At 63.0% G+C, this 26,007-nt stretch carries 39 protein-coding genes and 5 tRNA genes; 26 read left to right on the forward strand and 18 right to left on the reverse strand.

The annotated features are described in order from the left end of the window. Positions 1–3 precede the first annotated feature (3 nt). From ACI2JH_RS06610 to xerC, 19 genes are all read left to right on the forward strand, one after another. Entirely contained in the window at positions 4–315 is a 312-nt protein-coding gene (locus ACI2JH_RS06610) for a hypothetical protein (protein ID WP_404735741.1), read from the forward strand. Beyond that, on the forward strand, positions 312–524 hold the full coding sequence (locus ACI2JH_RS06615; RefSeq protein WP_404735742.1) for a hypothetical protein: 213 nt from the start codon (positions 312–314) through the stop codon (positions 522–524). Before ACI2JH_RS06610 ends, ACI2JH_RS06615 begins: the two co-directional genes overlap by 4 nt. Next, positions 521–745 (forward strand): hypothetical protein, encoded by a 225-nt coding sequence (locus ACI2JH_RS06620; RefSeq protein WP_404735743.1) that lies wholly within the window; start codon positions 521–523, stop codon positions 743–745. Before ACI2JH_RS06615 ends, ACI2JH_RS06620 begins: the two co-directional genes overlap by 4 nt. Positions 746–1,042: 297 nt before the next feature. Beyond that, a complete protein-coding gene (locus ACI2JH_RS06625; protein WP_404735744.1) occupies positions 1,043–1,285 on the forward strand; it encodes a hypothetical protein in 243 nt (80 codons plus the stop codon). Beyond that, positions 1,275–1,715 (forward strand): hypothetical protein, encoded by a 441-nt coding sequence (locus ACI2JH_RS06630; RefSeq protein ID WP_404735745.1) that lies wholly within the window; start codon positions 1,275–1,277, stop codon positions 1,713–1,715. The genes ACI2JH_RS06625 and ACI2JH_RS06630 overlap by 11 nt, the downstream gene beginning before the upstream one ends. Before the next feature lie 211 nt (positions 1,716–1,926). Then, positions 1,927–2,850 carry a recombinase RecT gene (locus tag ACI2JH_RS06635; RefSeq protein ID WP_404735746.1) on the forward strand — a complete coding sequence of 308 codons (924 nt, stop codon included), beginning with the start codon at positions 1,927–1,929 and terminating at the stop codon, positions 2,848–2,850. Further along, positions 2,847–3,623: a lambda exonuclease family protein gene (locus ACI2JH_RS06640; protein ID WP_404735747.1), complete on the forward strand. Its 777-nt coding sequence runs from the start codon at positions 2,847–2,849 to the stop codon at positions 3,621–3,623. Before ACI2JH_RS06635 ends, ACI2JH_RS06640 begins: the two co-directional genes overlap by 4 nt. Further along, complete coding sequence (locus ACI2JH_RS06645) at positions 3,623–3,844, forward strand: hypothetical protein (protein WP_404735748.1); 222 nt, start codon at positions 3,623–3,625, stop codon at positions 3,842–3,844. The genes ACI2JH_RS06640 and ACI2JH_RS06645 overlap by 1 nt, the downstream gene beginning before the upstream one ends. Next, entirely contained in the window at positions 3,841–4,065 is a 225-nt protein-coding gene (locus ACI2JH_RS06650; RefSeq protein ID WP_404735749.1) for a hypothetical protein, read from the forward strand. Before ACI2JH_RS06645 ends, ACI2JH_RS06650 begins: the two co-directional genes overlap by 4 nt. Further along, positions 4,062–4,451 carry a hypothetical protein gene (locus ACI2JH_RS06655; RefSeq protein ID WP_404735750.1) on the forward strand — a complete coding sequence of 130 codons (390 nt, stop codon included), beginning with the start codon at positions 4,062–4,064 and terminating at the stop codon, positions 4,449–4,451. The genes ACI2JH_RS06650 and ACI2JH_RS06655 overlap by 4 nt, the downstream gene beginning before the upstream one ends. Next, complete coding sequence (locus ACI2JH_RS06660; RefSeq protein WP_404735751.1) at positions 4,448–4,660, forward strand: hypothetical protein; 213 nt, start codon at positions 4,448–4,450, stop codon at positions 4,658–4,660. The genes ACI2JH_RS06655 and ACI2JH_RS06660 overlap by 4 nt, the downstream gene beginning before the upstream one ends. Continuing rightward, positions 4,657–4,842, forward strand: coding sequence for a hypothetical protein (locus tag ACI2JH_RS06665; RefSeq protein WP_404735752.1), 186 nt, complete (start codon positions 4,657–4,659; stop codon positions 4,840–4,842). Before ACI2JH_RS06660 ends, ACI2JH_RS06665 begins: the two co-directional genes overlap by 4 nt. Next, entirely contained in the window at positions 4,839–5,078 is a 240-nt protein-coding gene (locus ACI2JH_RS06670) for a hypothetical protein (protein WP_404735753.1), read from the forward strand. The genes ACI2JH_RS06665 and ACI2JH_RS06670 overlap by 4 nt, the downstream gene beginning before the upstream one ends. Continuing rightward, positions 5,075–6,133 (forward strand): hypothetical protein, encoded by a 1,059-nt coding sequence (locus ACI2JH_RS06675; RefSeq protein ID WP_404735754.1) that lies wholly within the window; start codon positions 5,075–5,077, stop codon positions 6,131–6,133. Before ACI2JH_RS06670 ends, ACI2JH_RS06675 begins: the two co-directional genes overlap by 4 nt. Next, positions 6,130–6,291, forward strand: a complete 162-nt coding sequence (locus ACI2JH_RS06680; RefSeq protein ID WP_404735755.1) for a hypothetical protein — start codon at positions 6,130–6,132, stop codon at positions 6,289–6,291. Before ACI2JH_RS06675 ends, ACI2JH_RS06680 begins: the two co-directional genes overlap by 4 nt. 100 nt (positions 6,292–6,391) lie before the next feature. Next, on the forward strand, positions 6,392–6,973 hold the full coding sequence (locus ACI2JH_RS06685) for a hypothetical protein (protein ID WP_404735756.1): 582 nt from the start codon (positions 6,392–6,394) through the stop codon (positions 6,971–6,973). Next, complete coding sequence (locus tag ACI2JH_RS06690; RefSeq protein ID WP_404735757.1) at positions 6,970–7,158, forward strand: hypothetical protein; 189 nt, start codon at positions 6,970–6,972, stop codon at positions 7,156–7,158. The genes ACI2JH_RS06685 and ACI2JH_RS06690 overlap by 4 nt, the downstream gene beginning before the upstream one ends. Positions 7,159–7,173: 15 nt before the next feature. Next, positions 7,174–7,425 carry a DUF4224 domain-containing protein gene (locus ACI2JH_RS06695; protein WP_404735758.1) on the forward strand — a complete coding sequence of 84 codons (252 nt, stop codon included), beginning with the start codon at positions 7,174–7,176 and terminating at the stop codon, positions 7,423–7,425. Between the two features lie 2 nt (positions 7,426–7,427). Then, positions 7,428–8,456: a tyrosine recombinase XerC gene (gene xerC, locus ACI2JH_RS06700; protein ID WP_404735787.1), complete on the forward strand. Its 1,029-nt coding sequence runs from the start codon at positions 7,428–7,430 to the stop codon at positions 8,454–8,456. A 205-nt stretch (positions 8,457–8,661) separates the two neighbouring features. Here xerC and hemN read toward each other — a convergent pair whose 3' ends face one another. Continuing rightward, positions 8,662–10,071, reverse strand: a complete 1,410-nt coding sequence (hemN, locus tag ACI2JH_RS06705) for an oxygen-independent coproporphyrinogen III oxidase (protein ID WP_404735759.1) — start codon at positions 10,069–10,071, stop codon at positions 8,662–8,664. A gap of 58 nt (positions 10,072–10,129) precedes the next feature. After that, positions 10,130–10,582, reverse strand: coding sequence for a group III truncated hemoglobin (locus ACI2JH_RS06710; RefSeq protein ID WP_404735760.1), 453 nt, complete (start codon positions 10,580–10,582; stop codon positions 10,130–10,132). A 136-nt stretch (positions 10,583–10,718) separates the two neighbouring features. Between ACI2JH_RS06710 and ACI2JH_RS06715 the strand changes: the two genes are divergently transcribed. Continuing rightward, on the forward strand, positions 10,719–11,024 hold the full coding sequence (locus tag ACI2JH_RS06715) for a hypothetical protein (protein WP_404735761.1): 306 nt from the start codon (positions 10,719–10,721) through the stop codon (positions 11,022–11,024). Beyond that, entirely contained in the window at positions 11,021–12,070 is a 1,050-nt protein-coding gene (locus ACI2JH_RS06720) for a 4Fe-4S dicluster domain-containing protein (RefSeq protein ID WP_404735762.1), read from the forward strand. The genes ACI2JH_RS06715 and ACI2JH_RS06720 overlap by 4 nt, the downstream gene beginning before the upstream one ends. Position 12,071: 1 nt before the next feature. Here ACI2JH_RS06720 and ACI2JH_RS06725 read toward each other — a convergent pair whose 3' ends face one another. Further along, positions 12,072–12,308, reverse strand: a complete 237-nt coding sequence (locus tag ACI2JH_RS06725) for a hypothetical protein (RefSeq protein ID WP_404735763.1) — start codon at positions 12,306–12,308, stop codon at positions 12,072–12,074. A gap of 244 nt (positions 12,309–12,552) precedes the next feature. Between ACI2JH_RS06725 and ACI2JH_RS06730 the strand changes: the two genes are divergently transcribed. Both ACI2JH_RS06730 and ACI2JH_RS06735 read left to right on the forward strand, forming a co-directional pair. After that, entirely contained in the window at positions 12,553–12,726 is a 174-nt protein-coding gene (locus ACI2JH_RS06730) for a hypothetical protein (RefSeq protein WP_182655478.1), read from the forward strand. Between the two features lie 182 nt (positions 12,727–12,908). Next, entirely contained in the window at positions 12,909–13,544 is a 636-nt protein-coding gene (locus ACI2JH_RS06735) for a glycoside hydrolase family 19 protein (RefSeq protein ID WP_404735764.1), read from the forward strand. A gap of 226 nt (positions 13,545–13,770) precedes the next feature. Here the strand turns inward: ACI2JH_RS06735 and ACI2JH_RS06740 are convergent, their stop codons facing one another. The 4 genes from ACI2JH_RS06740 to ACI2JH_RS06755 form a co-directional block, all read right to left on the reverse strand. After that, a complete protein-coding gene (locus tag ACI2JH_RS06740; RefSeq protein WP_404735765.1) occupies positions 13,771–14,733 on the reverse strand; it encodes a DUF2971 domain-containing protein in 963 nt (320 codons plus the stop codon). Positions 14,734–14,896: 163 nt separating this feature from the next. Then, positions 14,897–15,202, reverse strand: a complete 306-nt coding sequence (locus ACI2JH_RS06745; RefSeq protein WP_404735766.1) for a hypothetical protein — start codon at positions 15,200–15,202, stop codon at positions 14,897–14,899. 342 nt (positions 15,203–15,544) lie between these two features. Then, complete coding sequence (locus tag ACI2JH_RS06750) at positions 15,545–15,934, reverse strand: hypothetical protein (protein WP_404735767.1); 390 nt, start codon at positions 15,932–15,934, stop codon at positions 15,545–15,547. A 236-nt stretch (positions 15,935–16,170) separates the two neighbouring features. Further along, complete coding sequence (locus ACI2JH_RS06755) at positions 16,171–17,226, reverse strand: DUF262 domain-containing protein (protein ID WP_404735768.1); 1,056 nt, start codon at positions 17,224–17,226, stop codon at positions 16,171–16,173. Between the two features lie 213 nt (positions 17,227–17,439). Between ACI2JH_RS06755 and ACI2JH_RS06760 the strand changes: the two genes are divergently transcribed. The 3 genes from ACI2JH_RS06760 to ACI2JH_RS06770 all read left to right on the forward strand — a co-directional run bounded on the left by ACI2JH_RS06760 (position 17,440) and on the right by ACI2JH_RS06770 (position 19,529). Then, on the forward strand, positions 17,440–17,952 hold the full coding sequence (locus ACI2JH_RS06760) for a hypothetical protein (RefSeq protein WP_404735769.1): 513 nt from the start codon (positions 17,440–17,442) through the stop codon (positions 17,950–17,952). After that, positions 17,949–18,359 (forward strand): hypothetical protein, encoded by a 411-nt coding sequence (locus ACI2JH_RS06765; RefSeq protein WP_404735770.1) that lies wholly within the window; start codon positions 17,949–17,951, stop codon positions 18,357–18,359. Before ACI2JH_RS06760 ends, ACI2JH_RS06765 begins: the two co-directional genes overlap by 4 nt. Positions 18,360–18,854: 495 nt before the next feature. Continuing rightward, entirely contained in the window at positions 18,855–19,529 is a 675-nt protein-coding gene (locus tag ACI2JH_RS06770; RefSeq protein WP_404735788.1) for an SOS response-associated peptidase, read from the forward strand. Here the strand turns inward: ACI2JH_RS06770 and ACI2JH_RS06775 are convergent, their stop codons facing one another. From ACI2JH_RS06775 to ACI2JH_RS06825, 11 genes are all read right to left on the reverse strand, one after another. Beyond that, positions 19,530–20,315 carry a hypothetical protein gene (locus ACI2JH_RS06775; protein ID WP_404735771.1) on the reverse strand — a complete coding sequence of 262 codons (786 nt, stop codon included), beginning with the start codon at positions 20,313–20,315 and terminating at the stop codon, positions 19,530–19,532. Between the two features lie 38 nt (positions 20,316–20,353). Next, entirely contained in the window at positions 20,354–20,587 is a 234-nt protein-coding gene (locus ACI2JH_RS06780) for a hypothetical protein (protein ID WP_404735772.1), read from the reverse strand. Then, positions 20,577–21,002 (reverse strand): hypothetical protein, encoded by a 426-nt coding sequence (locus ACI2JH_RS06785; RefSeq protein ID WP_404735773.1) that lies wholly within the window; start codon positions 21,000–21,002, stop codon positions 20,577–20,579. The genes ACI2JH_RS06780 and ACI2JH_RS06785 overlap by 11 nt, the downstream gene beginning before the upstream one ends. Before the next feature lie 169 nt (positions 21,003–21,171). Then, positions 21,172–21,245 (reverse strand) — tRNA-Cys (locus ACI2JH_RS06790). Between the two features lie 64 nt (positions 21,246–21,309). Further along, positions 21,310–21,385, reverse strand: a tRNA-Gly gene (locus ACI2JH_RS06795). A 154-nt stretch (positions 21,386–21,539) separates the two neighbouring features. After that, a tRNA-Gly gene (locus tag ACI2JH_RS06800) sits at positions 21,540–21,615 on the reverse strand. A 154-nt stretch (positions 21,616–21,769) separates the two neighbouring features. After that, positions 21,770–21,845: transfer RNA gene (locus ACI2JH_RS06805), tRNA-Gly, on the reverse strand. A gap of 108 nt (positions 21,846–21,953) precedes the next feature. Beyond that, a tRNA-Gly gene (locus ACI2JH_RS06810) sits at positions 21,954–22,029 on the reverse strand. Between the two features lie 46 nt (positions 22,030–22,075). Further along, positions 22,076–22,699, reverse strand: coding sequence for a CDP-diacylglycerol--glycerol-3-phosphate 3-phosphatidyltransferase (pgsA, locus tag ACI2JH_RS06815; RefSeq protein WP_042614198.1), 624 nt, complete (start codon positions 22,697–22,699; stop codon positions 22,076–22,078). Between the two features lie 9 nt (positions 22,700–22,708). Then, positions 22,709–24,550, reverse strand: coding sequence for an excinuclease ABC subunit UvrC (uvrC, locus tag ACI2JH_RS06820; protein WP_042614197.1), 1,842 nt, complete (start codon positions 24,548–24,550; stop codon positions 22,709–22,711). Further along, a complete protein-coding gene (locus tag ACI2JH_RS06825; protein ID WP_191769961.1) occupies positions 24,547–25,959 on the reverse strand; it encodes a hypothetical protein in 1,413 nt (470 codons plus the stop codon). The genes uvrC and ACI2JH_RS06825 overlap by 4 nt, the downstream gene beginning before the upstream one ends. Positions 25,960–26,007 lie beyond the last annotated feature (48 nt).

Raw genomic sequence — 26,007 nt, forward strand, 5'->3', positions numbered from 1 at the left:
GCCATGGCCCTCCACAACGCCGCATGGATCGACTACGACGGCGCAGGAATGCCGCTGACCCATTCCACGATCCTCGACCGCACGACCGACGCCATTGAGCTGCTGGCGCGCACCAAGACCTCGCTGGGCGAAGTCAGCCTGACCGCCGATGAGGCGGCTGAGATGAGCCGCGCCATGGTGGTCGGCAATGACCGCGAGATCGGCCGCCTGTTCCGCGAAGCCTCGCTGCGCCACGCCCGCGAAATGGTTGCTGGCTCGAACATCCTCGACTCCGAGTACGAGACGGCCGTGTCGCTGCTGAGGAGCTACGCATGAGCGCCCCTGTCGATGTGCTGGCGAGCTACGCGCAGGACACGGGCGCGTTCCGCGTGACCAACAAGGCGGCGACCGAGCTGGCAGAGGCGTGTGCCGCATTCGCCGAGCTGATCGAGGCGGCGGAGGAGACGCAGGCCGACGCCTTCATCCTCGGCATGGAGATTCCACGGCTGGTCGCCGCCCTCGCCCGCGTCCGGGGTGCCGCATGACCGCCGTACTGGATAAGTCGCTGCTGCAGCCTGGGGCCCTGCCGGCAGTTCCAGAGAGGACTGGCGGTGACCGGATGGACAACGCAATCCGCGAGCACGGGATCGGCAACTTCTGCGAATGGTTCGGCCACGAGTTCGACGGCGAGTTCGCCGCCTTCTCGGTTGACGTGTTGCAGCAGCGTAACGAAGAGGCCGCGCAGGCTCAGGAAGGTGCCGCATGACCGCCACTGACCGCGCAGCGCACCGGTACGCCATCACGACCATGGCAGTGATCGGCGGCATGGCCTTCTGCATCGGCGCCCTCTTCGCACTGATCGTTGGAGCAATCGTATGAAGCCGGATTGGAAGGATGCCCCGGAGTGGGCTGCGTACTTGGCACAGGACTTCAACTGCGAGTGGTGGTTCTACGAAGGAGAGCCGAGCCCTATTGGATTGAGCTGGCACGTTGCTGGCCGATGTGAGAAGGCGAGGGTTCCCGATGACAACCATTATTGGACTGACACCTTGGAGCGCCGTCCATGACCATCCGCGCCCACCTGGACGACCAGTTCGCCCGCCAGTTCGGCGGCCTGCCGGATATCGCGCCGCCTGTCCGCCCTGACTACGAGGTCACGGAGCTGTTCATGGACGGCCTGTTGCTCGGCAACAGCGACTTCGAGATCAACAACCCGCACGCCGTCGGCGTCCTGCCGTACGACCCCATGAACCAGCACGAGGCCGAGCACGGCATCTGCGTTGAAGGAGATTGCGATGAGCGCTGACGCTGGCTACGAGATGCACCCCGGCACCCTCTATGACTACACGGCTGGCGTTTATTGCGGCGTGCTGGTCACCGAGAAGGTGATGCGCAAGCTTGCCGCCCTGCAAGCCCAGCATCTCGACGCCGTGAAGCGTCTGCTCACCGACAGCCACGCTGATGGCGAGGTTTTCCCGTCCATGTGGACTTTGCACTACCCGGAAGGGAAGCAGACCACCGTTCGCTTCATCGACAAAAGCTTGTCGGTCCCCGAGCGGATCCGGTTGGCTTCCATCTCCAGGCAGCCTACGGCTGAGTATCCGGTCTTCATAGCCAGCAGCATGGACGAAGCGAAGCGCATGGCAGATGCCCGGCGCGCCGAACTGAATCCTCCGGCGCCGTGTCCTGAGTGCAGGGAAAACGAGTGCAACGGCGAGTGTATGGAGGTCGCCTGATGCGCCTCCTGACCGCCACCGGCTGCCGCAGCTGGTCTGACTTCGCGGCGTGCGTTGCCTGCTACGCGATGGTCTTCGGGCCGTTTGCCGCGATGTGCTGGCCGAACTGAATCCCCCTGCCCTGCGCTCACTCCCCTTGTAGCGCAGGGTCCGCCAGCCCGGCGGCGGTCCACGAAGCCGGGCACCTATTCCACCTTTCAGCAGAGAAGCCATGAACCAGATCGTCACCATCGATCAGTCCATCTACGACACACGGGATTCGTTCGTCTCGGTGCTGACCGATCGCTCCATCAACTTCGACCGCGAGGCCGAGTTCGCCCTGCAGGCGCTGTACGGCAACGACTACGCGATGAAGATCGCGATGAGCAATCGCCAGTCGGTGATCAACGCGGTGGTGAACATCGCGGCCATCGGCATCAGCCTCAACCCGGCCAAGAAACAGGCGTACCTGGTGCCGCGCGACGGCAAGATATGCCTGGACATCAGCTACATGGGCCTGATGGATCTGGCAATCGACTCCGGGTCGATTCGCTGGGGTCAGGCAGAGCTGGTGTATGAGGCGGACACCTTCGGTCTGAACGGCGTGGACCAGCAGCCCACCCACTTGCGCAACCCGTTCGCTACGGATCGCGGCGCGGTGATCGGCGCCTATGTGGTGGTCAAGACCGTCGACGGCGACTACCTGACGGACACCATGAGCCGCGAAGAGATCGACGGGATAATGAACCGGTCGCAGTCGGTAAAGGCCGGCAAGTCGTCTCCGTGGAAAACCGACTGGGGCGAGATGGCGAAAAAGACCGTCGTGAAGCGCGCCTACAAGTACTGGCCGAAGACCGAGCGGCTGGACACTGCGATCCATCACCTGAACACCGACGGCGGGGAAGGCCTGGCCGTGCTGAGCGGGCAATCTGTGACCCAGCAGGCCGCATTGCCGCCGCCCGAAATGACGGCTGAGCAGGAGGCTGAGCGCACCGCGCTGTATGCCAGCCTGCAGGACATCGCCACGGCCGGCCTGGAAGCGCTGGGCGAAGCGTGGTCGAAGCTCACGCCGCAGCAGCGCAAGCTGATCGGCGGCTCGGGGCTGGACGCGTTGAAGGCTGACGCCGAGAAGGCCACTGCGGAGGTGGTCGAATGATGCTCATACCCTGCGAGCAGGGCAGCGTTGCATGGCACAACGCCCGCGCCGGCATCATCACCGCCAGCATGTTCGGCGTGGCCCGTAAGCGCGTCGGAGAGCTGGACGAGCGCCAGCAGCAGTACGTGGACGCGGTGCTGGCCGGCTCTGCCCCGAAGGATGCCGCGTTGGCGGCAGGTTACAAGGCGCTGCCGAAGTCCGCGATCATTGAGAGAGCGCTGGCCGGCGAGCCGGTTGGCGACTACAGCGAGGAGGCGAAGAACTACGCCTTCCGCCTGGCCATCGAGCGCATCAGCGGCGAGCCGCTGGACGAGGGTTTCGAGACCTTCGCCATGCGTCGCGGCAAGGACCTGGAGCCCGCTGCCCGCGCCGAGCATGAGATCCAGTCGGGCCTGATCGTGCAGCGCGCCGGCTTTGTCCTGAGCGACTGCGGTAACTACGGCTGCTCGGCCGACGGGCTGATCAACGCCGACGGCGGCTCGGAATACAAGTGCTTCATCAACCCGGAGAAGCTGCGCGCGTTCCACGTCGATAACGACGCGAGCGACGTGTTCGAACAGGCGCAGGGCTGCATGTGGATCACCGGCCGGCAGTGGTGGCACATCGGCATGTTCTGCCCGGCGCTGGAGTCCGTCGGTAAGCAGCTGTGGTGGCGCCGGTTCGAACGCGACGAGGCGTTCATCGCCAGCATGCAGGCCGACCTTGAACGGTTCCGCGCGGTCGTGGACAGCTACGAGGCGGCACTGCGCCAGCCCGAGCAGGAGGCCGCCTGATGGACGTGAGCGCATATCCCGGCCTTGCCGCCAGCTACCGCCGCGCCGGCCTCATCCGTGCCCAGCAGTTCGCCAGCGTGGTCGAGGGCAAGAGCTACACCACCGCGCAGGTCGCAAAAAGGCTGGGAGTTTCACTTAAGAGCGCATCGCGGCGCATCAAGCGCGGCCCCTTCCCCCTCACCTGGGCTTCCCTTGAATCAGCACGGAGAATTTCGCAATGACCCGCTCCTGCACCAGATGCGCCGCAGTCCTGCCGCTGCGCAAGTTCCCGCTGGTGAATGGCAAGCCGCAGGCCCGCTGCAGCCCGTGCGCGAACTCCGACCGCCGCCTGCGCGATCCGCTGCCTGCCGTGAAGCGTGACCCAGACGAAATCAAGATTCTCAACGCCAACAACCTGTGGTTCGGGCCTGTCAGCCGCGAGCCGATGAGGAGCATTGCATGATCGAGCAAATCGCAATCGCAGCAACCGGCGTCACGGCCATCTGGCTGACGCAGTCCAAGCATGAGGGTGTACGTCGCTTCGCATGCCTGTTCGGGCTGGCGGGGCAGCCATTCTGGTTCGCATCGGCGATATCGGCCGAGCAGTGGGGAATTGTCGTGCTGTGCTGCTTCTACACCGTGGCATGGGCGCGTGGCGCCTGGAACAACTGGCTGTCTCCGAAGCGCAAGGGCGCTGACGGTTTGACGGCAGGGCAGCGCCGCCTGAAAGCCGCCCATGGCGATCCCGAGGCGTTCGCCAATGCTGTATGGCGGGCTGTGGGCGAGATCAGCGTGGATGAAGCAAACGCGGCCATTAACAAGTACCGCGCCGAGTGGGAGGCCGCATGACCAGCATCCACGTGGAGCCGGTTTTCAGCGGCGAGACGGACCGGCAGAAGGCCTGCGAGAGCGCGACCATCGCAGCCCACATCGCCACCTTCCAGCGCAAGGGCGGGCAGATCGAGGTCCTCGGCAACAGCGCCCTGCGGCCGGACGTGACCCGTCGGCAGGTGCAGGAATCCCGGATCGAGGGTCGGAAGAAGGGGGCGCGCAAGTGACCAGCCAGCTCGACATTTTCGACCACGACCCGGCCCGCCTCGCAGCAGCCTATCGCCAAGCAGCCCAGCACGCGCTGGATATGGGAGACACGGGCTACTTCACCGCCCGCGAGCGGGCCGACCACCACACCAAGGAAGCCGAGCGCCTGGAACGGCTCGCGGCACAGAGGAGCAAGTCATGAACACTGAGAAGCCCATCAGCACCATCGACGCCGTTCGCCACCTGATCGTTTGCGACACGCAGTTCTCTTGGGCCGGGGTCACTAACCTCACGCTGTCGCAGATGCTCGACCTGCAGGCGCGGGGCTGGGTTGTCGAGGGCGACGACAACGACGAGTTCCAGCTGACCGTTGCAGGCGAAGAAGTGGTGGCCAAGGCGCTGCAGCACGGCGCAGGCACCGAGGAGGACGGCGCATGAACACCGAACTGACCACCGCCGCTGTGGAGCGGCTGACCGCGCAGCTGGGCGAGGCGCTGTTTAAAGAGCCCGGCCTGGACCTGATCGAGATCGCGAACCGCTGCAACAGGATGGCCGCGAAGGCCGGTAGCGGGCTTCTGGTGGCCGACCATCTGCCCAGCTACACGCCGTCGAAGATGGCTGCCAGCTTCCGCGCCGGACAGAACACCGAGCGCATGCAGGACAAGCCCGAGGCCGTGCGGCTGCGGGATGAGCTGCGGGAGCGGGCGGAGTTTGAGGCGTGGGCGCAGAGCATCGGTGCGGCTGTCGATGACGACGAGCATGGCAACTACGTCGATAGCGGGCTCAACCACGCGAAACTCGGATGGCAGGCCGCCCTCGCCGCAACTGGCAAGCAGCAGGTTGGCGAGGTGCAGGGGGCTGGGCTGGACGTCGAGCAGCTGAAGAGCCTCGTTTCCAGCGTCCACCGCACGGTTGCGCTGGGGCACCAGAGAGGGCCGCATGCCTATTCGGGCGAGAACTTCGGGCGTTACTTGGCAGAAGCGGCGCGCGACTGCCGCCAGATCATGGGCTTGCTCGATGCCCTCGCCGCCCGCCAGCCGGTGGGGCAGGAGCCAGTGGTCACGGCTGAAATGCTCGCTGCCGCCGATGCGTATCACGACAGCGAGGAATACCGCAGCGGCAATCTAGGAGATGACCACACGAACGCTGCCTGCTACCGGGCCATGGCCGCTGCCTGCCCGCCCGCGCAGTCCGATCAACCGTACCAGCGGATCACCGGCCTGCAGGGGATCGGCGATGCCGCTGATTACCTTGCTCGCCATCCAGGCGACGAATACGCGAAACGCCGCCTATCCGAGCGTGTCGCCGAGTTCTGCCAGAAGAACGGCTTGTCGCCCGCGCAGGCCGTGGACCTAGAGCAGTTCATCGCGCTAGCAAAGTTTGGCGAAGAATTCGCATTCAGTGCCGAAAAGCAGCCGCATTCCCGAGTGGTGTATTCGCAAGCGAGTCGCCTGCTGGCCCTGATCGACGGAAACAAGGCGGTGCAGTCGTGATCGTCCACCTCTTCCTCACCGAAATGAGCCGCCTGCTCATCGCCGCGGTGCTGCTCTTCGTCGGCTTCGGGGCCTTCGCCCTGATCGTGTACGCGCTCCGGGTGGCTAAGGCCGCGCTGCGGTGGGGTTGGCGGGCTGTAGGGAGGGTGCCGGCATGATCCGCCGCCTACTCTGCCTGCTCCGGATCCACCGCTACACGATCCCCTGCCGGTCCGGCGACATGCGGTGCCGGTGCGGGCGGACGAAGTGGTGGGCGCTGTGAGCGGGCTCACGCATGCCGAGTTGGTGCTGATCGCAGGGCGCTGGCTGCGCAACACGGCAGGCTGCTCGGTGGTGCTGGAAGAGCTGTGCGCGGCCACCGGCAACGGCGAGAATCCCGACGCCATCGGCTGGTACTGCGGGCAGACGCTGCTGGTCGAGTGCAAGGTCAGCCGCTCTGACTTCCTGGCCGACCGGAAGAAGCCATTCCGCGCCGAGCCGGCACGCGGGCTGGGCATTTACCGTTACTTCATGGCGCCGCGCGGCCTGTTGCGCGCTGAGGAGATGCCGCCTCAGTGGGGGCTTTTGGAAGTATCCGGCAGGCGGGTCTTTCTGGCGTCCGGGCATGAGCCGAAACGCTGGTATCCCGGCGAGGATCCGTGGGCATTCAAGGAGCGGTTCCACGACGGAGAGACGCAGATGCTGCTTTCCGCCATGCAGCGGATCAAGGTGCGCGTCGGCGCCACGGAGTTCCATTCCATGCTGCACCAGCGCCTGATGAAACCAGCGATGCCGCCTTCGACTGCTCAGGCCGATCTGCTGGCCGCGTGGGGCCCTCTCATGGAAGAGAAGGCGGGATGACGCCCCAACTCTTCCTCCGCGAGCCGCGCCGCATGAAGCAGCCGCGCAAGGACGCCCTGCGCGAGCAGCTGGTGATCGCCGCCCAGCGCATCGAGCAGCTGGCCAGGGAGAACCTGGCGCTGCGCGACACCATCGATCGGGCATGCGCCGAGCTTGGCTCGGCAGTGCCGGACCCTACGAACTGACCGGAGAAAATCAACATGGCCAGACAGAATAAGCAGGCCATCAACCCCGCCGGAGCCGTGTGCCTGTCCCGCGAGGAGATGCGCGACCTGTGCGGCACGCCCTATGCGACCAAGCAGATGGAGTTCCTGATCCTCAACGGGATCGCGCACTACAAGGGCCTGGACGGCCGGCCGCGCGTGTTGTGGGCGACGCTGGAAGGTGCGCCGGATAGCACGGTGGCAGTGGCCACCGCTGTCGCAGAATGGAAGCCGAACAAGGTGGCATGACGATGGGCAGGAAACCGAAGAACGCTGGGGCGATCCCCCGGCTTCGCCAGCGCAAGCAGAAGTCCGGCGTGGTGTTCTATTACTACGACAATGGCGGCAAGCCCCGCGTCGAGACCCCGCTGGGCAGCGATTATGCGCTGGCGATCAAGAAGTGGGCTGTACTCGAGGGCGGCCGCAAGGCGAAGGCCGTAGCCGTGCTGACCTTCCGGATGGTGAGCGACTCGTACCGGCGCGAGGTGATGATCACCAAAGCCGCGCGCACCCAGGAGGACAACCGGCGTGAGCTGGACAAGCTGTATGGGTTCTTCGATGACCCGCCCTGCCCGCTGGAGGCGATCACACCACTGCGGGTGCGGCAGTACCTGACGTGGCGGACGCGGGGCGGCACTGGCATGGTGCGAGCCAACCGGGAAAAAGCCCTGCTGTCGCACATCTGGAACTTCGCGCGCGACAAGGGCTACACGACGCTGTCGAACCCCTGCGCCGGCATCAAGGGGTTCAAGGAGACTGGCCGGGACGCCTACATCGAGGACGACCAGTATCAGGCCATCCGCGCTGCGGCCGACACGGTGGTGCAGGACGCCATGGACCTGGCGTACCTGATCGGCCAGCGGCCGGCGGACGTGCTCAGCCTGACCGAGATGGACGTGCGCGACGGCGTGGTCAACATCAAGCAGGGGAAGACGAAGGCCAAGCTGCGCATCGCGGTCGAGGGTGAGCTGGCCGTCCTGCTGGAGCGCCTGCGCGGGCGTAAGGCGGGCCAAAGCGTACGTAGCACCTTCCTGATCGTCAGTGAACGGGGTGAACCCGTCAGCGTCACTGCCATGTCCAGGCGCTGGGCCAAGGCGTGCGCGGCGGCCGGCATCGAGGGCCTGCAGTTCCGCGACCTGCGCGCGAAGGCTGCCACGGACAAGGCCGATGCTGCTGGCGATATCCGCGAGGCGCAGCGGCAGCTGGGCCACACGACAGTGGCGATGACTGAGCACTACACGCGGCAACGGCGCGGACAGAAGACCACGCCGACCCGGTAGAAAATCGCTCCGCAACGGATTTTGAAGCCTTGTGCCGCAACGGTTACAAGGTGCCAGGAATTGACCGATTGCGGAGTGGAAATCAGGCTGAAACCCTTGTGCCGCAACGATTCTAGTTCGGACTTAAAATCCGCCGACCGCAAGGTCTTGCCGGTTCGATCCCGGCTCCGGGCACCAGATCCGCTTGCCAGCACCCCCCGATGCCTCACAGGGCACGCGAGTAACGCGCCGGCTGTCCCGGCCGCGACAGGTAGCGGTCAAAGCACATCGCCAGCAGTCGAAGCAGCGGGCGCCCCGCTTCAGTGGCACGCACCATTCCCTCGTCCAGCTCGGCCAGCCCGTCGGCCTGCAGCGCCTGCAGCTGCACCAGCGCATCGGCGAAGTACGCTTCGAAGACGATACCGCGCGCGGCACACACGGCCGCCGCATCGACGCGGCCGTGGCACATCAGCTGCTGGATGATCTCCGCGCGCAGCAGGTCGTCCTGGTCGAGCTGTACGCCGCGCCACACCGGCAGATGCCCGGCATCGACCGCCGCCTCCCACGCCGGCAGGTCTCGCGGGTTCTGGCTGTAGCTGCTGGCCACCGTGCTGATGGCGCTGACCCCCAGGCCCAGCAGATCGGTATCGGCATGGGTGGTGTACCCCATGAAGTTGCGGTGCAGCTGGCCGGCGCGCTGGGCACGCGACAGGTCTTCTTCCGGCAGCGCGAAATGGTCCATGCCGATGTACTGGTAGCCGGCCTGCAGCAGCCGCTCCACCGCCAGCCCCAGCAGCGCCAGCTTCTGCTCCGGCGCCGGCAAGCGGGATTCGTCGATCTGCCGCTGCGCGCGGAACAGCTGCGGCAGGTGCGCATAGCCGTAGACCGCCAGCCGATCCGGGCGCAGTGCCAGCACCTGCTCAAGCGTGCGCCCGAAGCCGTGTTCGTTCTGTCCGGGCAGGCCGTAGATCAGGTCCACGTTGACCGAGCGCATGCCGTGGTCGCGACAGGCCTGCAGGATATCCAGCGTCTGCTCCACGCCCTGCAGGCGGTTGATCGATGCCTGTACCGCCGGATCGAAATCCTGCACCCCCAGGCTGGCCCGGTTGAATCCCAGTTCGGCCAGCAGGGCCACGTCGTCGCGGTCGATGAAGCGCGGATCGAGTTCGATGGAGAAATCGCGCGCCGCGGAGGTACTGAATCGGAAGCGCCTGCGCAGGCCCTGCAGCAGTTCGGTCATCGCCTCGCGGGCGAGGAAATTGGGCGTCCCGCCGCCCAGGTGCAGCTGGATCACCTCGCGGGACGGGTCGATGTGCGAAGCCACCAGGTCCGCCTCGGCCAGCACCCGTGCTACGTAAGCGTGGCCACGGCTGCGGTCGCGGCTGATGATCCGGTTGCAGCCACAATAGAAGCACGGGCTGCTGCAGAACGGGACATGCACGTACAACGACAACGCGCGTGCCTGCCCGTTGCTGCGTGCCAAGGCGGCGGTGAAGTCGGTCTCACCGAATGCCTCATGGAAATGCGGCGCGGTCGGGTAGGAGGTGTAGCGCGGACCCGGTTTGTCATGCCGGCGCAGGGTCGCTGCGTCGAAACACCAGGCCAGGCCGCCTTCAACAGGTGAGTACGTGTCCATGCCTGCAGCGTGCCTGCGCCCGCGCGCAGACGCCTTGACCCAGATCAATCCAGGCCGATCAGCCGAGGATCGGCAGGCCGATCGATGGCAGGCGCAGCATCCGGTAGCGCTTCCAGAACGTATCGGCGATGCGCGCGGCAATGTCATCGGCCAGCCGCTGCATCTGCGGGTTGCCACTTTCCGCCGAGGTCATCCGGAACAACACCAGCCAGCGGTCGAACAGATCGCGGTCCATGTCATCGATGGCCATGTGCTTGGACATCGGCGAGCCCTGGAAGCGCCGGGTGCCGCGCAGCAGGGCCGACCAGAAATCGACCAGCTGCGCCAAGTGGGTCGGCCAGTCCTGCACGTGCGCGGTGAACACCGGACCCAGCCGGGGTTCGTCGCGTACGCGCGCATAGAAGTCGTGCACAAGACGGGTCACTTCCGCTTCGGTGCACAGGTCGGGGGAGGCTACGGGAAGCGGGAGTGGCAGGGTGTCCATGGAATGCGTGCGGGTCTGATGGCCCATGATCGCACCGGGCTCCACAACGCCCGCTTGATCAGGATCAAGGACGCCGGCGTGGGCGGTTTCTACAGTGGCCGCTGCCGGTGGGACGCTCCCTGCTCCTGTCGGCCCCCACCGCCCTCCTGCCGGAATGTGACCCATGCCCCGACAGTGCCCCATACACGTCCGTTGGCCCCCAGGGCGACGCTTGCCCGCGCTGGGCGCGATCCTCTGGCCAGGCTTCATCACCGCGGCCTTGGCATGCGTGGTGTTCTTCGCCTTCGTCGATCCGCTGCGCCTGCGCGATATCAGCTTCCCCGGCCACGGCCTCAGCCGCGGGCTGGGCTACACGCTTGGGTTCTTCATGTTCTGGGGGATCACCAGCCTGTCCAGCGCCACAACCTGCTACCTGCTGCGGCCGGCATCGGCGCACGGTGGAGACGACGACGAGGTGCCGCTGGGATGAATCCGCCCACGCTGCCGTCGTGGACCCGAACGGCCCTGCCGGTCATGCTGCTGATCGGCTTCCACGCCCTTCCGTGGCTGCGTTGGGACGGCCGCCAGGCGGTGCTGCTGGACGTGGTGGAGCGCCGCTTCGATGTGTTCGGTCTCACCCTGTGGCCCAGCCAGGCCGGCCTGTTGCTGGGGGCGCTGGCGGTGCTGGCGGTGACGCTGGCCTTGTGCACCCACCTGGCCGGCCGCCTGTGGTGTGGGCATGCCTGTCCGCAGACCGTGTGGAGCACGCTGTACGCCTGGGTGGAACGCGGCACGCGGCGCCTGCTTGGCAAGTCCCCTGCGGAGCCGATCGCGCGCCATGCGCTTTGGATCGGCATCGCGCTGTGGACTGCGTTGAGCTTCGTCGGCCTGTTCACTCCCATCCAGTCGCTGCTGGCCCGCGCCGTCGCCCTGCGGCTGGATGGCTTCGAATCGTTCTGGATCGTCTTCTACACCGTGGCTACATGGGGAAACGCCGGTTTCCTGCGCCGGCATGTCTGCCGCCTGCTGTGTCCCTTCGCGCGTCTGCAGCCGCTGCTGCGCGATGGGCACACCCCGCGCATGCTGTACCTGGCGCCTCGTGGCGAGCCGCGCGGACCAAGGCGGCCGGGAGGTGGCAGCATTGCCCAGCGCGGACGCGGCCTGCTCGATCCCGGCACCGCACAGGATTACGTATTCCGCTGGGCCCATCCACAACTGGCCGGACCGATGCCTCGTTTCGCCGATGATCGGCTGGGCGACTGCACCGACTGCCGACGCTGCGTGCAGGCCTGCCCGATGGCGCTGGACGTGCGCGATGGCCCGCAGGCCGATTGCCTGGACTGCGGTGCCTGCGCGGTGGCCTGTGAGCAATCGCAACGGGCGGCAGGGCTGGGCCCCGGGCTCATCCAGCACATCAGCCCGCAGCGACTGGCCGGACATCGGCCGCAGTGGATACGGCAGCGGACGCTTGCGTTGCTGGGACTGCTGAGCCTGCTGCTGGGACTGGTCGTGCTGGGTGCCGCGCTGGCAGGGTGAATCAACGCGATGGCGGTTCCGCCGGCGGCACCAGCTGGGCGCGCCGGACGATGCCAAGCTGTTCGATCAGCAACGCCATGTCGTTGGTCACCTGGGTGCGCTCACGCCCCTCCGGTACCAGCCGCGCCAGCACCTGCTGGTAGGTATTCCAGAACTCCGGGCCGCATCCATGCCGCTGATAGCTGTCCTGCAGCTCGTCGCGAACCTGGTCGGCCAGGTCCTGTCTGCCGTAATCCATGTACGACCTCCACGAAATCGGTGGCAGCGGGGATGCGGGGGCATCCAGCGAGGCAACACGATGCCTATGAATTAGACATGCTTTTATCTACGCGTCAATGACACAGCAGACACATTCCGCGAACCTCACTGAATCATTCACCTCGATCGCCCGGTCCGTGTGGCGTCCTGCGACGTGTCCCGACGCGCTCCTCACCGCGCTTGCGTAGGCTGAAACCTTCAATCGCCAGACGGAGAAAACGCGCATGCAGTTGACCGCGCAGCAGCAACGCATTCTGGAAGACATACAGGCCACCCGCCCGGTTGCGCAGGAAGACGCCAACTGGGCGGTTGAAGCGGGACTTGCCGCACAGGGCGAAGACGGCGACATCGACCTGACCCAGCAAGGCCGCCACTACGTGGATTCGTCGCAGTTGTGACGACAGCAGCCGCATAAGGGGCTGCGCGGGATGCCGTAATGCGCGTGGCCGTTTGCGGACCGCGCATTGGCTGCCCCCTGCGGCGCAGCGCGCGGCCGGCCCCTACTGGATTGCAGGCCACTGCAGGGCGATGGTGCGCTCATCTGGTGCACACCTTCCAACGCCAGCCCGTGGAGTGACTGATGATCAACGCCGCCCTGCTCTCGCAGATCCTGATGTGCCCCCTGGCACTGGCCCAGCGCTGGACCGCGCCGCTGAACGAGGCGATGCAACGTTTCGACATCACCACCCCGCGGCGGATCGCGCATTTCCTGGCACAGACCGGCCATGAAAGCCTGAGCCTGCAGCACCTGCAGGAAAACCTTTCGTACAGCCGCAAACGCATCGGTGAAGTATTCGGCCGGCGCCTGTCCGAGGCCGAGCAGCCGCAGTATGTACGCAAGCCGGAGCGGCTGGCCAACCGCGTGTACGCCAACCGCAATGGCAACCGCGACGAGGCCAGTGGCGATGGGTATCGCTACCGCGGCCGCGGACCGATCGCATTGACCGGCCGCGACAACTATCGCCGCATCGGCGAACTGCTCGGCCTGCCGCTGGAGGAACAGCCCGAGCTGCTGGAATCGCCAGAAGTGGGTGCGTTGGCTGCTGCGGCGTGGTGGCAGGACGCCGGCCTCAATGCACTGGCCGACCGCGATGACCTGCTGGGTGTAAGCCGACGGATCAACCTGGGATCGAGCACCAGCAAGGCCACGCCGGAGGGCATGGCCGACCGCACGATGCGGACCAGCCGGGCGCTGCTGGCGATGGGCGTGGGGTGATATGCGGCGCGCTGCAGTTACCGGCTGAGCAGATAGCAGAAAGCCCGCCATTGGCGGGCTTTCTGCATGAAGCGTTGGAGGCCTGGGTCGGAATTGAACCGGCGTACGCGGCTTTGCAGGCCGCACCAACGCTATTTAAATCAATAAGTTAGATAGACCATCCACCGCTATTGACACTCTTCATCGAGTTACATCTCTTCCTTAATCGCCAGAGCCACCCTCGGTATCAACCCAGCCGCAGAGGAGTCCCAGATGCCGACACGCTCTCACTCAGAACAGCACAGCCCAGCTCCTTCAACATTCGACGTGTCGCATGGAGCGAGAGAGCGGAGCTTGCGGCTGGCCCCAAAAGTACAGCAGAGAGAATCTCGTCGAACTTCACCTTGCTACTTGATCTATCAGAATTTAAAGGCAGCTTGAGCTTCGGCTCAATGCCGCGACTGGTTATCACGTAACTACGGCAATCGACGTACTCGTCCCAATCATCGCGTTTAGGATCATAAACCAATCGCCATTCGTTTTCTTCGGCAAACCCAACGTGCTTGGTGAACAGGGCGAATACCCGAAGACGATGATAATAGATCCAAGCGAGTTCCTGCAGGGTGTGCCGGTCGAGTGGCGCTATATTTTTAACCGTCACAGACATCATAAATACTGCCCAGTCAATAAAAGCGAGCCTCTCTTCCGTGGAATAATAAGCGACTGGTGCAAGAATAAATGGCGACGCTTCGTCAGCGATAAGCTTAGATGAGTCAAAAATGAGAGCAGCGCCGCTCCCGCCGCCGCCATAGGCTCTCCACATCGAAAGAACCCCGTCTCCATCACGGTCCAATACATGCTCACTGAAGCAAGCGAGATATATATCCAGGTTGTAGCTATTGATGTCGGCGCCACTAAGATTCGACAAAATCTCACCAAACTCCCCCGCGGATACGCCCAAAGCCGCTGTGAGCTGCGCATCCCCTAGCGCTCGGCGGACTCCTTCCTCCAGTGCCCACGCAAGTTCTTGGTGATCATTCATCAAGTACGGATGCGAAAGCCAAAGCTCTTTTGCCCCAGCTATCTGCTCCAAAGTAGCAAGCGAAGTGTAGTGCGCAAGAAGCGGTGCCTTGTTGGGGAACGTCTTGTTCTCATCCAGCTTCCACAGCTCTTCTTCTAGAGATTCAATCTCGGACTTGGTGCTGCCCATAGCCGCCCCTCCACTCAGCTCGAAAACAAGAAGATTTTCAGCAACCCAGCGCCGCCTGGCGCTTATATCAAGACATAGCACAACGCCTAGAGCCGCCAACCACTGGACGCCGATGCATCTAGGACTCTGCTCCAGAGGCCTAACCTTCAAACCCGAAAGTCATTCAAACTTTTAGAACTAGCGGCAGAAGTACGGCCAAGACTGAAACAACCAACGCGACAATAGCGACACCCAATGACCACGAAAACTTGGTGTACTCCTGCTCTTGGACTGCCAGAATCGCCGTAAGGTATGGAAGATTTATTGCATGCCTGAGCTCCCCAGCCCTTGGAGCAAATAAATGCACGGACGAGTTCTCACCGGTTTTGTATCCGTACTTCCTATCCAAGTGATAATAAAGATATCCGAATAAAATATTCTTCTCACAGCGAAGCTTCTTCGCGATCAATTCAATGTCGATCGCGACCATGGTACCGCTCGCCGCATCACCTCCTATTGGAAATCTAGGCTCATAATGGTCATAAATGCAACGCAGAACTTCTCGCTCACTCGGAATCGACCTAGACGACATTCTCTCCCCCATTCAACCGATCAAGTTTAGTCTGCATGCCGCAGACCCATCGCTTCAACCAAACGATTTTGCGACTTCGAAGGCATTAAGGGCGGGACCAGATTGCGGGACGTGGCCGCATCCATATTCGCCAGTACACTCAACAGCTTTACAGGCCGCAACAAATCACATGCTTTCAACTACTTAAGATATCCAGACGCTGCCCCTGCCACAGTTCGGTGGCTATTTATTCCCCTTGCGTCACATCGCAGCTGCCACCCAGATCTCCCTTAGACCCCTTATCCAGCCACTGAAGATCTTTTCGCCGCCTGGCCCGAACCCATTCAGCTCATGCACGAAAGGCGCCACCTTGCCAACCATTGCACTTGTGCCCAGAGCCCGAATTGCGGTGTTCTGACCTCTGTGCGCGTAGAAGTTACGGACCCTTCGCAGATCGTCAGCAGGCGACCCCGCAGCCCCTAAAGCAGCGGCCAGATCACCTTTATTTAGCGTGCCGATGCGCTGCGCTGCATCGGAAGCCTCCTTGGCAGAATACCAGTTAGGTTCCATCGCCTTCGGCTTCTTGAAGCTAGCAAAGTATTTGTCCAACGCCAGCTGGCGACAGCCAACGCCCACCACCGGAGCAATCACCCTCCCACTCAACGTAGTGCCACCGCACGCGGAAAGTAGCACTAGTTCACGGCAATAGCGGGACCAAGCATCGTGCAATCTCAGAACAGCCATTTCGCAAACGAGCTGATGCTGACGAACTGCAAACTGTCGAAGGTTCGACTCTTCGTCCAAAAGGAAGGGGGCGGCTCTTTCAAACTCAGCCGCTATCCAAGTGACTTCCCGGTCAAATGACCGGAGCGCAGGCACAAACATAATTAAATTGGAGTAGAGGAGAGGGCACGCACGAACACAGGAAAACGAACCTTCCTTGAAGAAATTCTGTGCGTTGTACTGGTGGAACTCAGATAGAAGTCTTCATACCGCCCAACCACCCCCTCTCCTTGAATATATGCTCCAAGTGTCAGCAAATTTCCCCTAACAACATCTAAGTCCTTCAACGAGTCTTCCGCCAAATCCGGCATCGGATTGATCTCGCCCGGAGGCACACCAACTATCCGATGCGCGAGCGCGGCGAATAGCATCAGGAAATGGGGGGAACGCAGCACCGGACTGTCCAGCAAATACTCAGCAAGATTCTGCACAAAATAATCAAGCACGCGATCAAGCTTCTGCACCAAATCGGGCGGCAAGTCTTTTGCGCCATCATATTTTCTGTACAGCGCATCAATTTTTGGCTGCCCACCGTCGCCGACGCCTTGCAAGAGGACCCCCAGCATCTCCGCCATCAGTGAATCGTCCTGCATACGCAAGCGCTCGCGGACTGACAAAATGTTATACCGCTCCCAGAGCACAGCCCATCTTTGAGACGCCTCGCGCACCGCCCATTTGAACTCGCCTTGATATTGAGCATGACGCTTTTCAGGGGCATTCAACGCCACACTGTAAGAGTTCAACCTTGCGAATACTTCCAAGACATTTTCATCGGACGCATTAACCAACTGATCAACTGCGATAGAGTATCCGAGGAAACGCTCCTTTTCGTCCTCCGCCAAGTCAGAGTAGCGCTTCCCAGCAAACTCACCCGCCCTCTTCATCAGAGGAAACTTGTCATTTGAAAAATCGATAATTGATCTTAGGCGCTGCTGGCCGTCTACGACCTCACGAACCGTCTGCCGGGACCTGACATCGATGCGAGTCCGAAGGTAGATTTTCGGTATAGGCAACTCGCGCAGAATAGTGTCAATCAAGAATGACTTCGCCTGCGGCAGCCAAACCGATCCGCGCTGGAAGTTCGGATTTAATTCAAGTCGATTCTGTTGCTGCCACTCAAGAAAATCGGCAACACGGTATTGCTCTAGGACAGTAGGCATGTTGCCCTCGACGACCACGAAAGATGTCGGGAGTGTAGCGCGCACCGGTCCGCGCAAATAGCCCCCACCGTGGTCAACACCCCTTACCCGCAATAGATGAGCTAAGTCCTCCAGTCGGGGCGGCGAACTTTGCTCTCTCCCGGCGGTGTTGTTTGATATCCGCCACTAGCATAGGATTCCATCACGGCGTAGGGACACCTCGGGAGCGGGACGGTGGCAATTAACGATGAAGCAGTACCAGAGCCTGAGAACCCAGGCAGTACTGGCAAGCAAATTGCGGGCCCTCAGGACCTCGGCGAATTGTTACCGAACCTTCCGATGGCCGGAGTAGTAAACGCGATAGAAGGAATCGTAGAAAATCGGCCGCGCAGCTTAGGCAGCGAGACCGCCGCTTTACTGGTAGTCGGCACGGTGAATTCACTGCAAGCTGACTTGCAATGGACGAGAAAATCTCTTGAACGTTGCCAGAAGAGAAACACGGATATCACCGAAGAGCTCGCACAACTACGCGTCGTTAACGCGAAGCTTGAAACGGGCGCCACAAGCTCCAGAGAATCCCAGACTTACTCGAAGCTTTGCATGACAGCGGCCACGCTCCTAGCAGGGCTAGCTGTGGACAATTACAAGTCGGGATCTGATCGAACTGGCTTAATCCTTACTTTACTGACCGTAATTCTGGTAGGCGGTGGATGGGTAATACCACGCATCGTGCGGGTGAGAAAATGAACTTCGAGACTGACGAGATCAAAATGCTGGGCGTCTACGACCCAGGCGTCCCCAATCTTGAGCGAGTTGTACTGCGCGTGCAGAGGGATGTAGCCCTGAGCTCTTACTGCATTATTACCGCAGTGAAAGCTGACATAGGCGGTGGGCATATCCCTATGAATGACCACTTCCTATGGTTGGGAAACAGTAAACTCCAACAAGGCGACTGGATCTTCGTCTACACCGGGCCCGGCTCGGCTCAGCAGAACCCCTTGCCTGAGACTCCCCATAAGCTTCTGTCGCTCTACTGGGGCAAGCCAACGACCATTTTCCCAGACGGAACTACTTTGGTGCCAGGCCTCATATCGGTGGAGACGGCCCGCTTCCCTAGCGGTTTTAGGGCATTGCAGATCGACCATAACCTTTGAGTTTATCGTCCTTTCTTAAGCAAATGCTCATTCGCCGTTAGGGGCCAGCGAGGCAGTGAGTTCGAGTAACCCCCCCCCCCCGCCCTCTTAAAACTACATTATCTTGAATCCACTGCATCTTCGCTGCTACTTTTCGCCGCAATGAAATCTCATGACGCAACGCCCAAATCTCGCAGCCACGGCGGCCATCTTCAAACGAGGTACACGACCTAGTCACTAGCGGAGCAGCCACTCCATCCTCAAGGTGGAGTCTGGCAAACCAAGAACCATCCACGCGCTGGTGCATACCCGAAACGATCTCACCGTAAAGAAACAGCCCTGTTGGAAACGTGTCCAAGTGGCAGCGCGGCTTCCAGCAGAAGCCATCGGGCATGGCGGTCAGGGTCTGGGTGTCGGCGTCCATGGGGCGGGAGCATAGGGCGGCGCAGTCTCACAACCCGATACATGGGTGAAGGGTTCACCCCGGCCCCACCCTGCCCCGCCTATGGTCAGCCCATGTGTGGCCGATTCGTCCAGACCCCCATCTTCAAGCCTGACCAGCTCGGCCTGCCCGACCTGGCGCAGGGCTTCCTCGAGCTGCCGCCCAGCTACAACCTGGCACCGACCCAGCGCGCATCGGTCATCCTCGATCGCGGCATGGGCCGGCAGGTGACACGCCTGGCGTGGGGTCTGCTGCCCTTCTGGGCGAGGGCCAAGAGCCTGCAGGGCTCGACCATCAATGCCAGGATCGAAACGGTAGCCACGAAGCCGGCGTTCCGAGCGGCCTTCAAGAAGCGCCGCTGCGTGGTCCCGATGGCCGGCTACTACGAATGGTCCGTCAGCCCCGAGGACGGGAAGAAGGATCCGTGGTTCATTCACGCGTCCGGCCCGATGCTGGCGGCCGGCCTGTGGGAAGACACCAGCCCACTGCTGGCCGAGGGTAACCTCGGCACCTTCACCATCATCACTGGCGACAGCAGCGGCGTGTCGGCCGATATCCACGACCGCATGCCGGTGTGGTTGCAGCCCGGGCAGGTCGACGAATGGATGGCCGCCGAGCCCGAGGATGCCATGGCGATGCTGCTCGCCAGCGAACTGCCTTCCATGGGGACATACCGCGTCAGCCGGGCGGTGAACTCGCCCAAGAACAATAGCTTGGACTTGCTAGCCAGCATCGAAGTCGCTGACTGATCAGTGGCTCTTAGTGACCTTGGAATTACCCCGGTCTTCATCAAAGGCTTTATTGAAAGGCCAACCGTGAAAGCCGCCTCCACCCTCAATCGAGGGATTACAGCTAGCAAGCTCAGCCCCTTCTAAGGGATGAAAATAGACGGAGTCGCTAAGCACCCCCGTCTGCTTATCGGCGACCTTTAAGATCATTTGATCCCCGTACGTCGCAACCACTATTTTATCACCGTAGCAAACATTGCCGCGAAGCATTCGCTCTTGGCCATTCCCAAAGCAGGAAATCAAAAATAATCCATATACAAATATAAAAGCAATGCCACCCAATCCCAAAGGGGGATCCCCGACCTTATCACCTGGCGATTTCAACTCCCCCGCCTGACTTTGACCCCCGTCCTTTTTATCCAGCCGAGTAGCTAATGTATCGAGAGCCATCAGCCCCATAAAACCAATCGGAAATATAAACGTTGACAGAAGAGCGTGCTTGGAGACCGATATCAGCGCAAAAGGGAGGCCAAACAGGAGATAGGAAACCAGAAACGAAGAGAAAATCGAGAGAACCACCCCGGCGCTACGCATCCGACGCAATATCCCTCGCACGAAACCAAATAGCATTGCGAAAAAGAACGCTATCGCCATCCCGGCCATTAATACTCTAGTCGTCGGTAGACTGATAAATATCGAAGGAACCTTGTAGAAGTTGTATCTCCCCCACTCGTAAAAATAGACACTAAGAAAAACAAAAGCAGGCGCAGCGGCAACAATGTAAGAATCCTTTTTCCAAATACTCACTACGCCCCCTTGAGTTGATCTGTGTTACGCCAGACTTCTTAAACGGTGGTTTCCACTAGCGGCAGATTCGGTGCCGCCTCCAGCACTCGCCCATTTCGCACCCACACATTGTAAGGAATCGGCGAGTCCAGCTGCCCGAAAGCACGCATCTGCACGCCGTCGTATGTCGTCAAACTGCTGGTGCCATCATCGTTGTGCGCGGTGACGGTAGCGATCAGCCGGGGGCTGCTGCTGACCAGTTCATCGAACTGCCCCCACATATCAGTCCGCATCGGTGTAGTGCCTCTCCAGGGTGATGATCTGCTCCACAACCAGCGCTGCATCCTCGGCGCGCACCTCAATGCGCGAGGCGGTGCAGAGACCGTGCCAAGTGCCCTCCGCCGCCAGCACCTGGACGAGGTCCAGCGGCAAGATCCGCCCCACCTCGCCGGAGCGCAACGGTAGTGGGAACAGCGGCAGCGACAGTTCGATGAGCGCCTGTTCGCCGCGGTCTGACAGGATGTTGCGCCCACGCTCGGACGCTGCCGCCGCCGTGTTGATGAGCGGACTGCTGGCCTGCGGCGCGAACAACTGGCCGGCCTCGCCTCCCTTCCGGACCTTGGCCGTCACGCCCTTCCCGGCGAGCTCGCCAGTGACCACCACCGCGTCATACAGCGGCGCGCTGCGCATCTGCACGCTCTCGGTCACCACGTAGTCCTGGGCGGCCTCCGTCCAGAGCCAAGGACTGGCCGAATAGCGCGCGCGAACGCGTACCGACGTGCCTGCGCGTCGACTCGACCCCAAATGCGGGGGTTGCAGACCCGCCTCACCAAACGCCAGGCATAAAAAAGCCCTGATGCGATCAGGGCTTTTCAACTGGAGGCCTGGGTCGGAATTGAACCGGCGTACGCGGCTTTGCAGGCCGCTGCATAACCACTCTGCCACCAGGCCGGTGTACAGCTACCAGGAATGCGATCCTGGTAAGACGAAACCCCTGTCGGGGCCTGTCGGGATTTGGAGCGGGAAACGAGACTCGAACTCGCGACCTCAACCTTGGCAAGGTTGCGCTCTACCAACTGAGCTATTCCCGCGTGAGGCCGACATGCTACCGGAAGACCCGGGACCACACCAGCGTTTTCACGCTTCAAAACGCTGCTTTTCCGCTGCGCCACTCCCTTCCGGAAGCATCGCCCCGCACGGCCGGTGCGGGAGAAAAACAAAGCCCCTTCCGGGGCCCGGTAAAACTGGAGCGGGAAACGAGACTCGAACTCGCGACCTCAACCTTGGCAAGGTTGCGCTCTACCAACTGAGCTATTCCCGCAATCTCTTCGACCTGCGCCGGAGAAGCGATATTGTGTCGAAATTCCTTCATCTCGTCAAGCCTGTTCAGCTCTCCGATCGCAGCAATCACGCACGCAGCGCACCTTCGAATACAGGCAAAAAAAAGAGACCGCGTGGGCCTCTTCTTCAAAACCTGGAGCGGGAAACGAGACTCGAACTCGCGACCTCAACCTTGGCAAGGTTGCGCTCTACCAACTGAGCTATTCCCGCTTGGGAGGCGGCATTCTACACGGCCTGTCGCCGGTGTCAAGGACGGCAGGGACGCCAGCCGCTTCCGCCGGCACAAAAAAAGAGGCCTTTCGGCCTCTTTTCAGATTCTGGAGCGGGAAACGAGACTCGAACTCGCGACCTCAACCTTGGCAAGGTTGCGCTCTACCAACTGAGCTATTCCCGCTTGGGAGGCCGCATTTTACCTGTCTTCACATCGGTGTCAACCGCTTTCAGCCGCCCTTCTTCAGGCGCGCGCGTTCGCGTGCCGCACGCTCATCGGCGCGCAGGCTCGGCCACGCCGCGTGCAGGTACTGCAGGCCCGACCACAGGGTCAGCACCGCAGCGATCGCCAGCGTCCAGTCGCCCATGTGGAACACCGGCGGGCCCATCCAGATGTCCTCCACCGGGGTGTTCGGCGCCACTGAATACAGCAGGCACAGCAGCGCGACCATCTGCGCGGTGGTCTTCACCTTGCCGATCACCGCCACGCGCACTTTCGCCCGCTGGCCCAGTTCGGCCATCCATTCGCGCAGTGCCGAAACAGCGATTTCGCGGCCCACGATCACCGCCGCCCAGAACGCCATCCACGGCGTGGGATGGCCCTGCACGATCAGGAACAGCGCCACGGCGACCATCAGTTTGTCGGCCACCGGATCCAGGAACGCACCGAACGCCGATTCCAGCTGGTAGCGCCGCGCGATCCAGCCATCCAGCCAGTCGGTGATCGCCGCCAGGCCGAACAGCGCCGCCGAGGCGAAGTTGGTCCACGTGTAGGGAAGATAGAACACCAGCACCAGCACCGGGATCATCAGGATCCGCAGCAGGGTCAGCCAGGTGGGGAGGGTCAACGTCATCGGTAATCTCTACTCGCCCGCCGCATTCGGCTCGGGCAGTCCATGAAGGTTAGCGTAGATACGCGCAGCGAGGGCAGCATTGATGCCTTCCACTTTGGCGATTTCCGCCTCGCCGGCCGCCTTCAGGCCGACCAGTCCGCCGAAATGCTTGAGCAGGCTGGCGCGGCGGCGCGGCCCGATACCGGCGATATCTTCCAGCTTGCTGGTCATGCGGGCCTTCTGGCGGCGGCCACGATGCCCGGTGATGGCAAACCGATGCGCCTCGTCGCGCACCTGCTGGATGAACTGCAGCGCCGGCGAGGCCGCGCCGGGGCGCAGCTCGCGTCCGTCCGGCAGCACCAGCGCTTCGTGCCCGGCGCGGCGTTCGGCGCCCTTGGCCACGCCGACCAGCAGCACGCCTTCCACGCCCAGATCGGCCAGTGCGGCCTGGGCCTGCGCCAGCTGCCCGGCGCCACCATCGATCAGCAGCACATCCGGCAGCACGCCCTGCTCTTCCACCGCCCGGCGGAAACGGCGGTCGATCGCCTGGCGCATGGCGGCGTAGTCATCGCCGGGTTCGATGCCGCTGATGTTGAAGCGGCGATACTGCGCCTTCACCGGCCCGGCCGCATCAAACACCACGCACGAGGCCACCGTGGCCTCGCCCATGGTGTGGCTGATGTCGAAGCACTCCACCCGCTTGACCGGCTCGGCCAGGCCCAGCATCTCGCGCACCGCCTCGCTGCGTGCATGCTGCGAGTCGCGGCTGTTGAGTTCGGTGGCCAGAGTCAGCTGCGCGTTGCGGCTGGCCAGTTCCAGGTAACCCGCGCGTTCGCCGCGCACGTTCCACTTCAATTGCACGCGGCGTTCGGAGGACGCGGAAAACGCGGCTTCCAGCAGGGTTGCATCCGGGATTTCGCGATCCAGCAGGATCTCGCGCGGGGGCTCGAATTCCACGTAGTACTGCGACACGAACGCGCCCAGCACTTCTTCCGGGCTGTCTTCGCCATTGGTGCGCGGGAAGAAAGGGCGCGTACCCATGTTGCGGCCGTCACGGAAGGCCAGCAGCATCACGCAGGCCTGCGCGCCACGGGTGGCCACCGCCAGCACGTCCAGGTCGGCGGCGCGGCCGTCCACGTACTGGCGGGTCTGCATGCTGCGCAGCGATTTGACCAGGTCGCGCAGCCGTGCGGCCTGCTCGAATTCCAGCGACTCGCTGGCCGCCTGCATCTGCTCGCCCAGCTCACGGGTCAGCTCATCGCTCTTGCCTTCCAGGAACATCGAGGCGCGGCGCACTGCTTCGGCGTAATCCTCGGCTGCCACCAGATCCACGCAGGGCGCGCTGCACCGGCCGATCTGGTACTGCAGGCACGGCCGCGAGCGGTTCTTGAACACGCTGTCCTCGCAGCTGCGCAGCTTGAACAGCTTGTGCATCAGGTTCAGCGTTTCGCGCACCGCAGTGACCCCCGGATAGGGCCCGAAGTAGCGGCCCGGTACGGCGCGCGGGCCGCGGTGCAGCGCGATGCGCGGCCACGCCTCGCGGGTCAGCAGGACGTGCGGATAGGTCTTGTCGTCGCGCAGGGACACGTTGTACCGCGGCGACAGCGATTTGATCAGCTGGTTTTCCAGCAGCAGCGCTTCGCTTTCCGAGCGCGTCACGGTGACGTCCATGCGCACGATTTGCGACAGCATGGACATGATCCGCGCGTTCTTCGGGCTGCCGTTGAAATAGCTGCCGACACGGTTGCGCAGGGCGCGCGCCTTGCCGACATACAACAGCACATCGTCGGCGGCGTACATGCGGTAGACACCGGGCGCGGTGCTCAGCGCGGCCGCGAAGGCCTTGCCATCGAAAGCGGGTACAGCGTTCATTCGGTGATCGGCACGTCGCTCAGCACGCCACTGGCGGGGTCGAAGCGCAGCACGGCGTGGGCATCGGTTTCGGCGATCCAGACCGCACCGGATCCGACCGCCAGGCCGGCCGGCCCGTGCAGCCGGCGGGGCAAGGCCTGGGTGACCAGTTCGCCGCCGCCCAGTCGCAGGGTGCGCAGGCGACCGTTGCCGGCATCGGCAATCCACAGCAGCGGTGCATCCGGGCTGAGCGCGATGGCCTGCGGGAACTGCAGGCTGGCCCGGTCACGCGGACCGTCTTCGCTGCCGTGGTTCCACACGCCCTGCCCGATCAGCGTCTGCACCAGGTCGCCGCGCAGCTGCACGCAGCGGATCGAAGAGGCCAGCGCATCGGCCACGTACAGCGCCTGCTGCACCACGGCCAGTCCGGTCGGCTGGGCGAAGGCCGCCACGTTGCCACTGCCGTCGCGCTGGTCGATGGCGCCGCTGCCGGCGCGCCGGGTAAGTCGTCGCTGGCCCAGGTGATAGCTCCAGATACGGTTGTCACCGGCCATCGCCATGTGCAGTTCATTGTCGGCCAGGGCCAGACCTGCTGGGTGGTTCAGCGCCACGCTGCGCGGGTCGTCAACCTGCCCGTCGCGCGGTTCGCCCGGCCGGCCATTGCCACACAGCGTGTCCACTTGGCCGGTGATGATGTTGATGCGACGCAGGGCATGGTTGCCGGTGTCGGCCACGTACAGCGACTCGCGTTCCACCACCAGCGCCTGCGGCCGGTTGAAGGCCGCGTCCTGCGCCCCGCCATCCATGAAGTCCGGCGTGCCCTGCCCGAACTGGCGCAGCACGCGCCCGCCATGGGTGCATTCCAGCACGCGGTGGTGGCCGCTGTCGGCGATGTACAGCCGCTCGGTGGTGACCGCCAGCCCGGTGGGGAAACACAGCGGCAGGCGCGGCTCCGGGCGCAGCTCGCGCAGTGCTTCGAACGGTGTCGGCTGCAGGTTGCCGCACAGTTCGTTGAGCGCGCGGTCCAGCTCGCCCGGCTGGCCGAGGCCGACAAGGCGGCTGCTTTCGCGGCCGTAGACATCCATCAGCACCATCGTCGGCCAGGCCGTCACCCCGAAGCGCCGCCAGCCGTCCCAGTCGCTGTCCAGCAGCGCGACCGAGTGCAGGCCCTGGCGGCGCAGCAGCTTCAGGCTGGCCGTTTCGTCGCGTTCGAAATCGAAACGCGGCACCTGCAGCACCAGCACCTGCAGCCGACCGGGATGGCGCGACTGCCAGTTCGCCACTTCGGCCAGGCGTTGCGCGCACCATGCCGACGCCGCATTGACGAACAGCAGGGCCAGCGGTTGCCCGCGCAGCTCGCTCAAGGTGGCGGGCGCGGCGTTCAGCCACGTGGCGAACTCGGGGAGGTCCTGGACGGGTTGGGCGTTCATACCCTGATTATGCCGGACCGCGCGTCATGCAATCGTTGTGCCACGCGG

The organism is Stenotrophomonas sp. NPDC078853 (genome assembly GCF_044901215.1).
In the GTDB taxonomy this organism is placed as follows: Bacteria; Pseudomonadota; Gammaproteobacteria; order Xanthomonadales; family Xanthomonadaceae; genus Stenotrophomonas; species Stenotrophomonas lacuserhaii.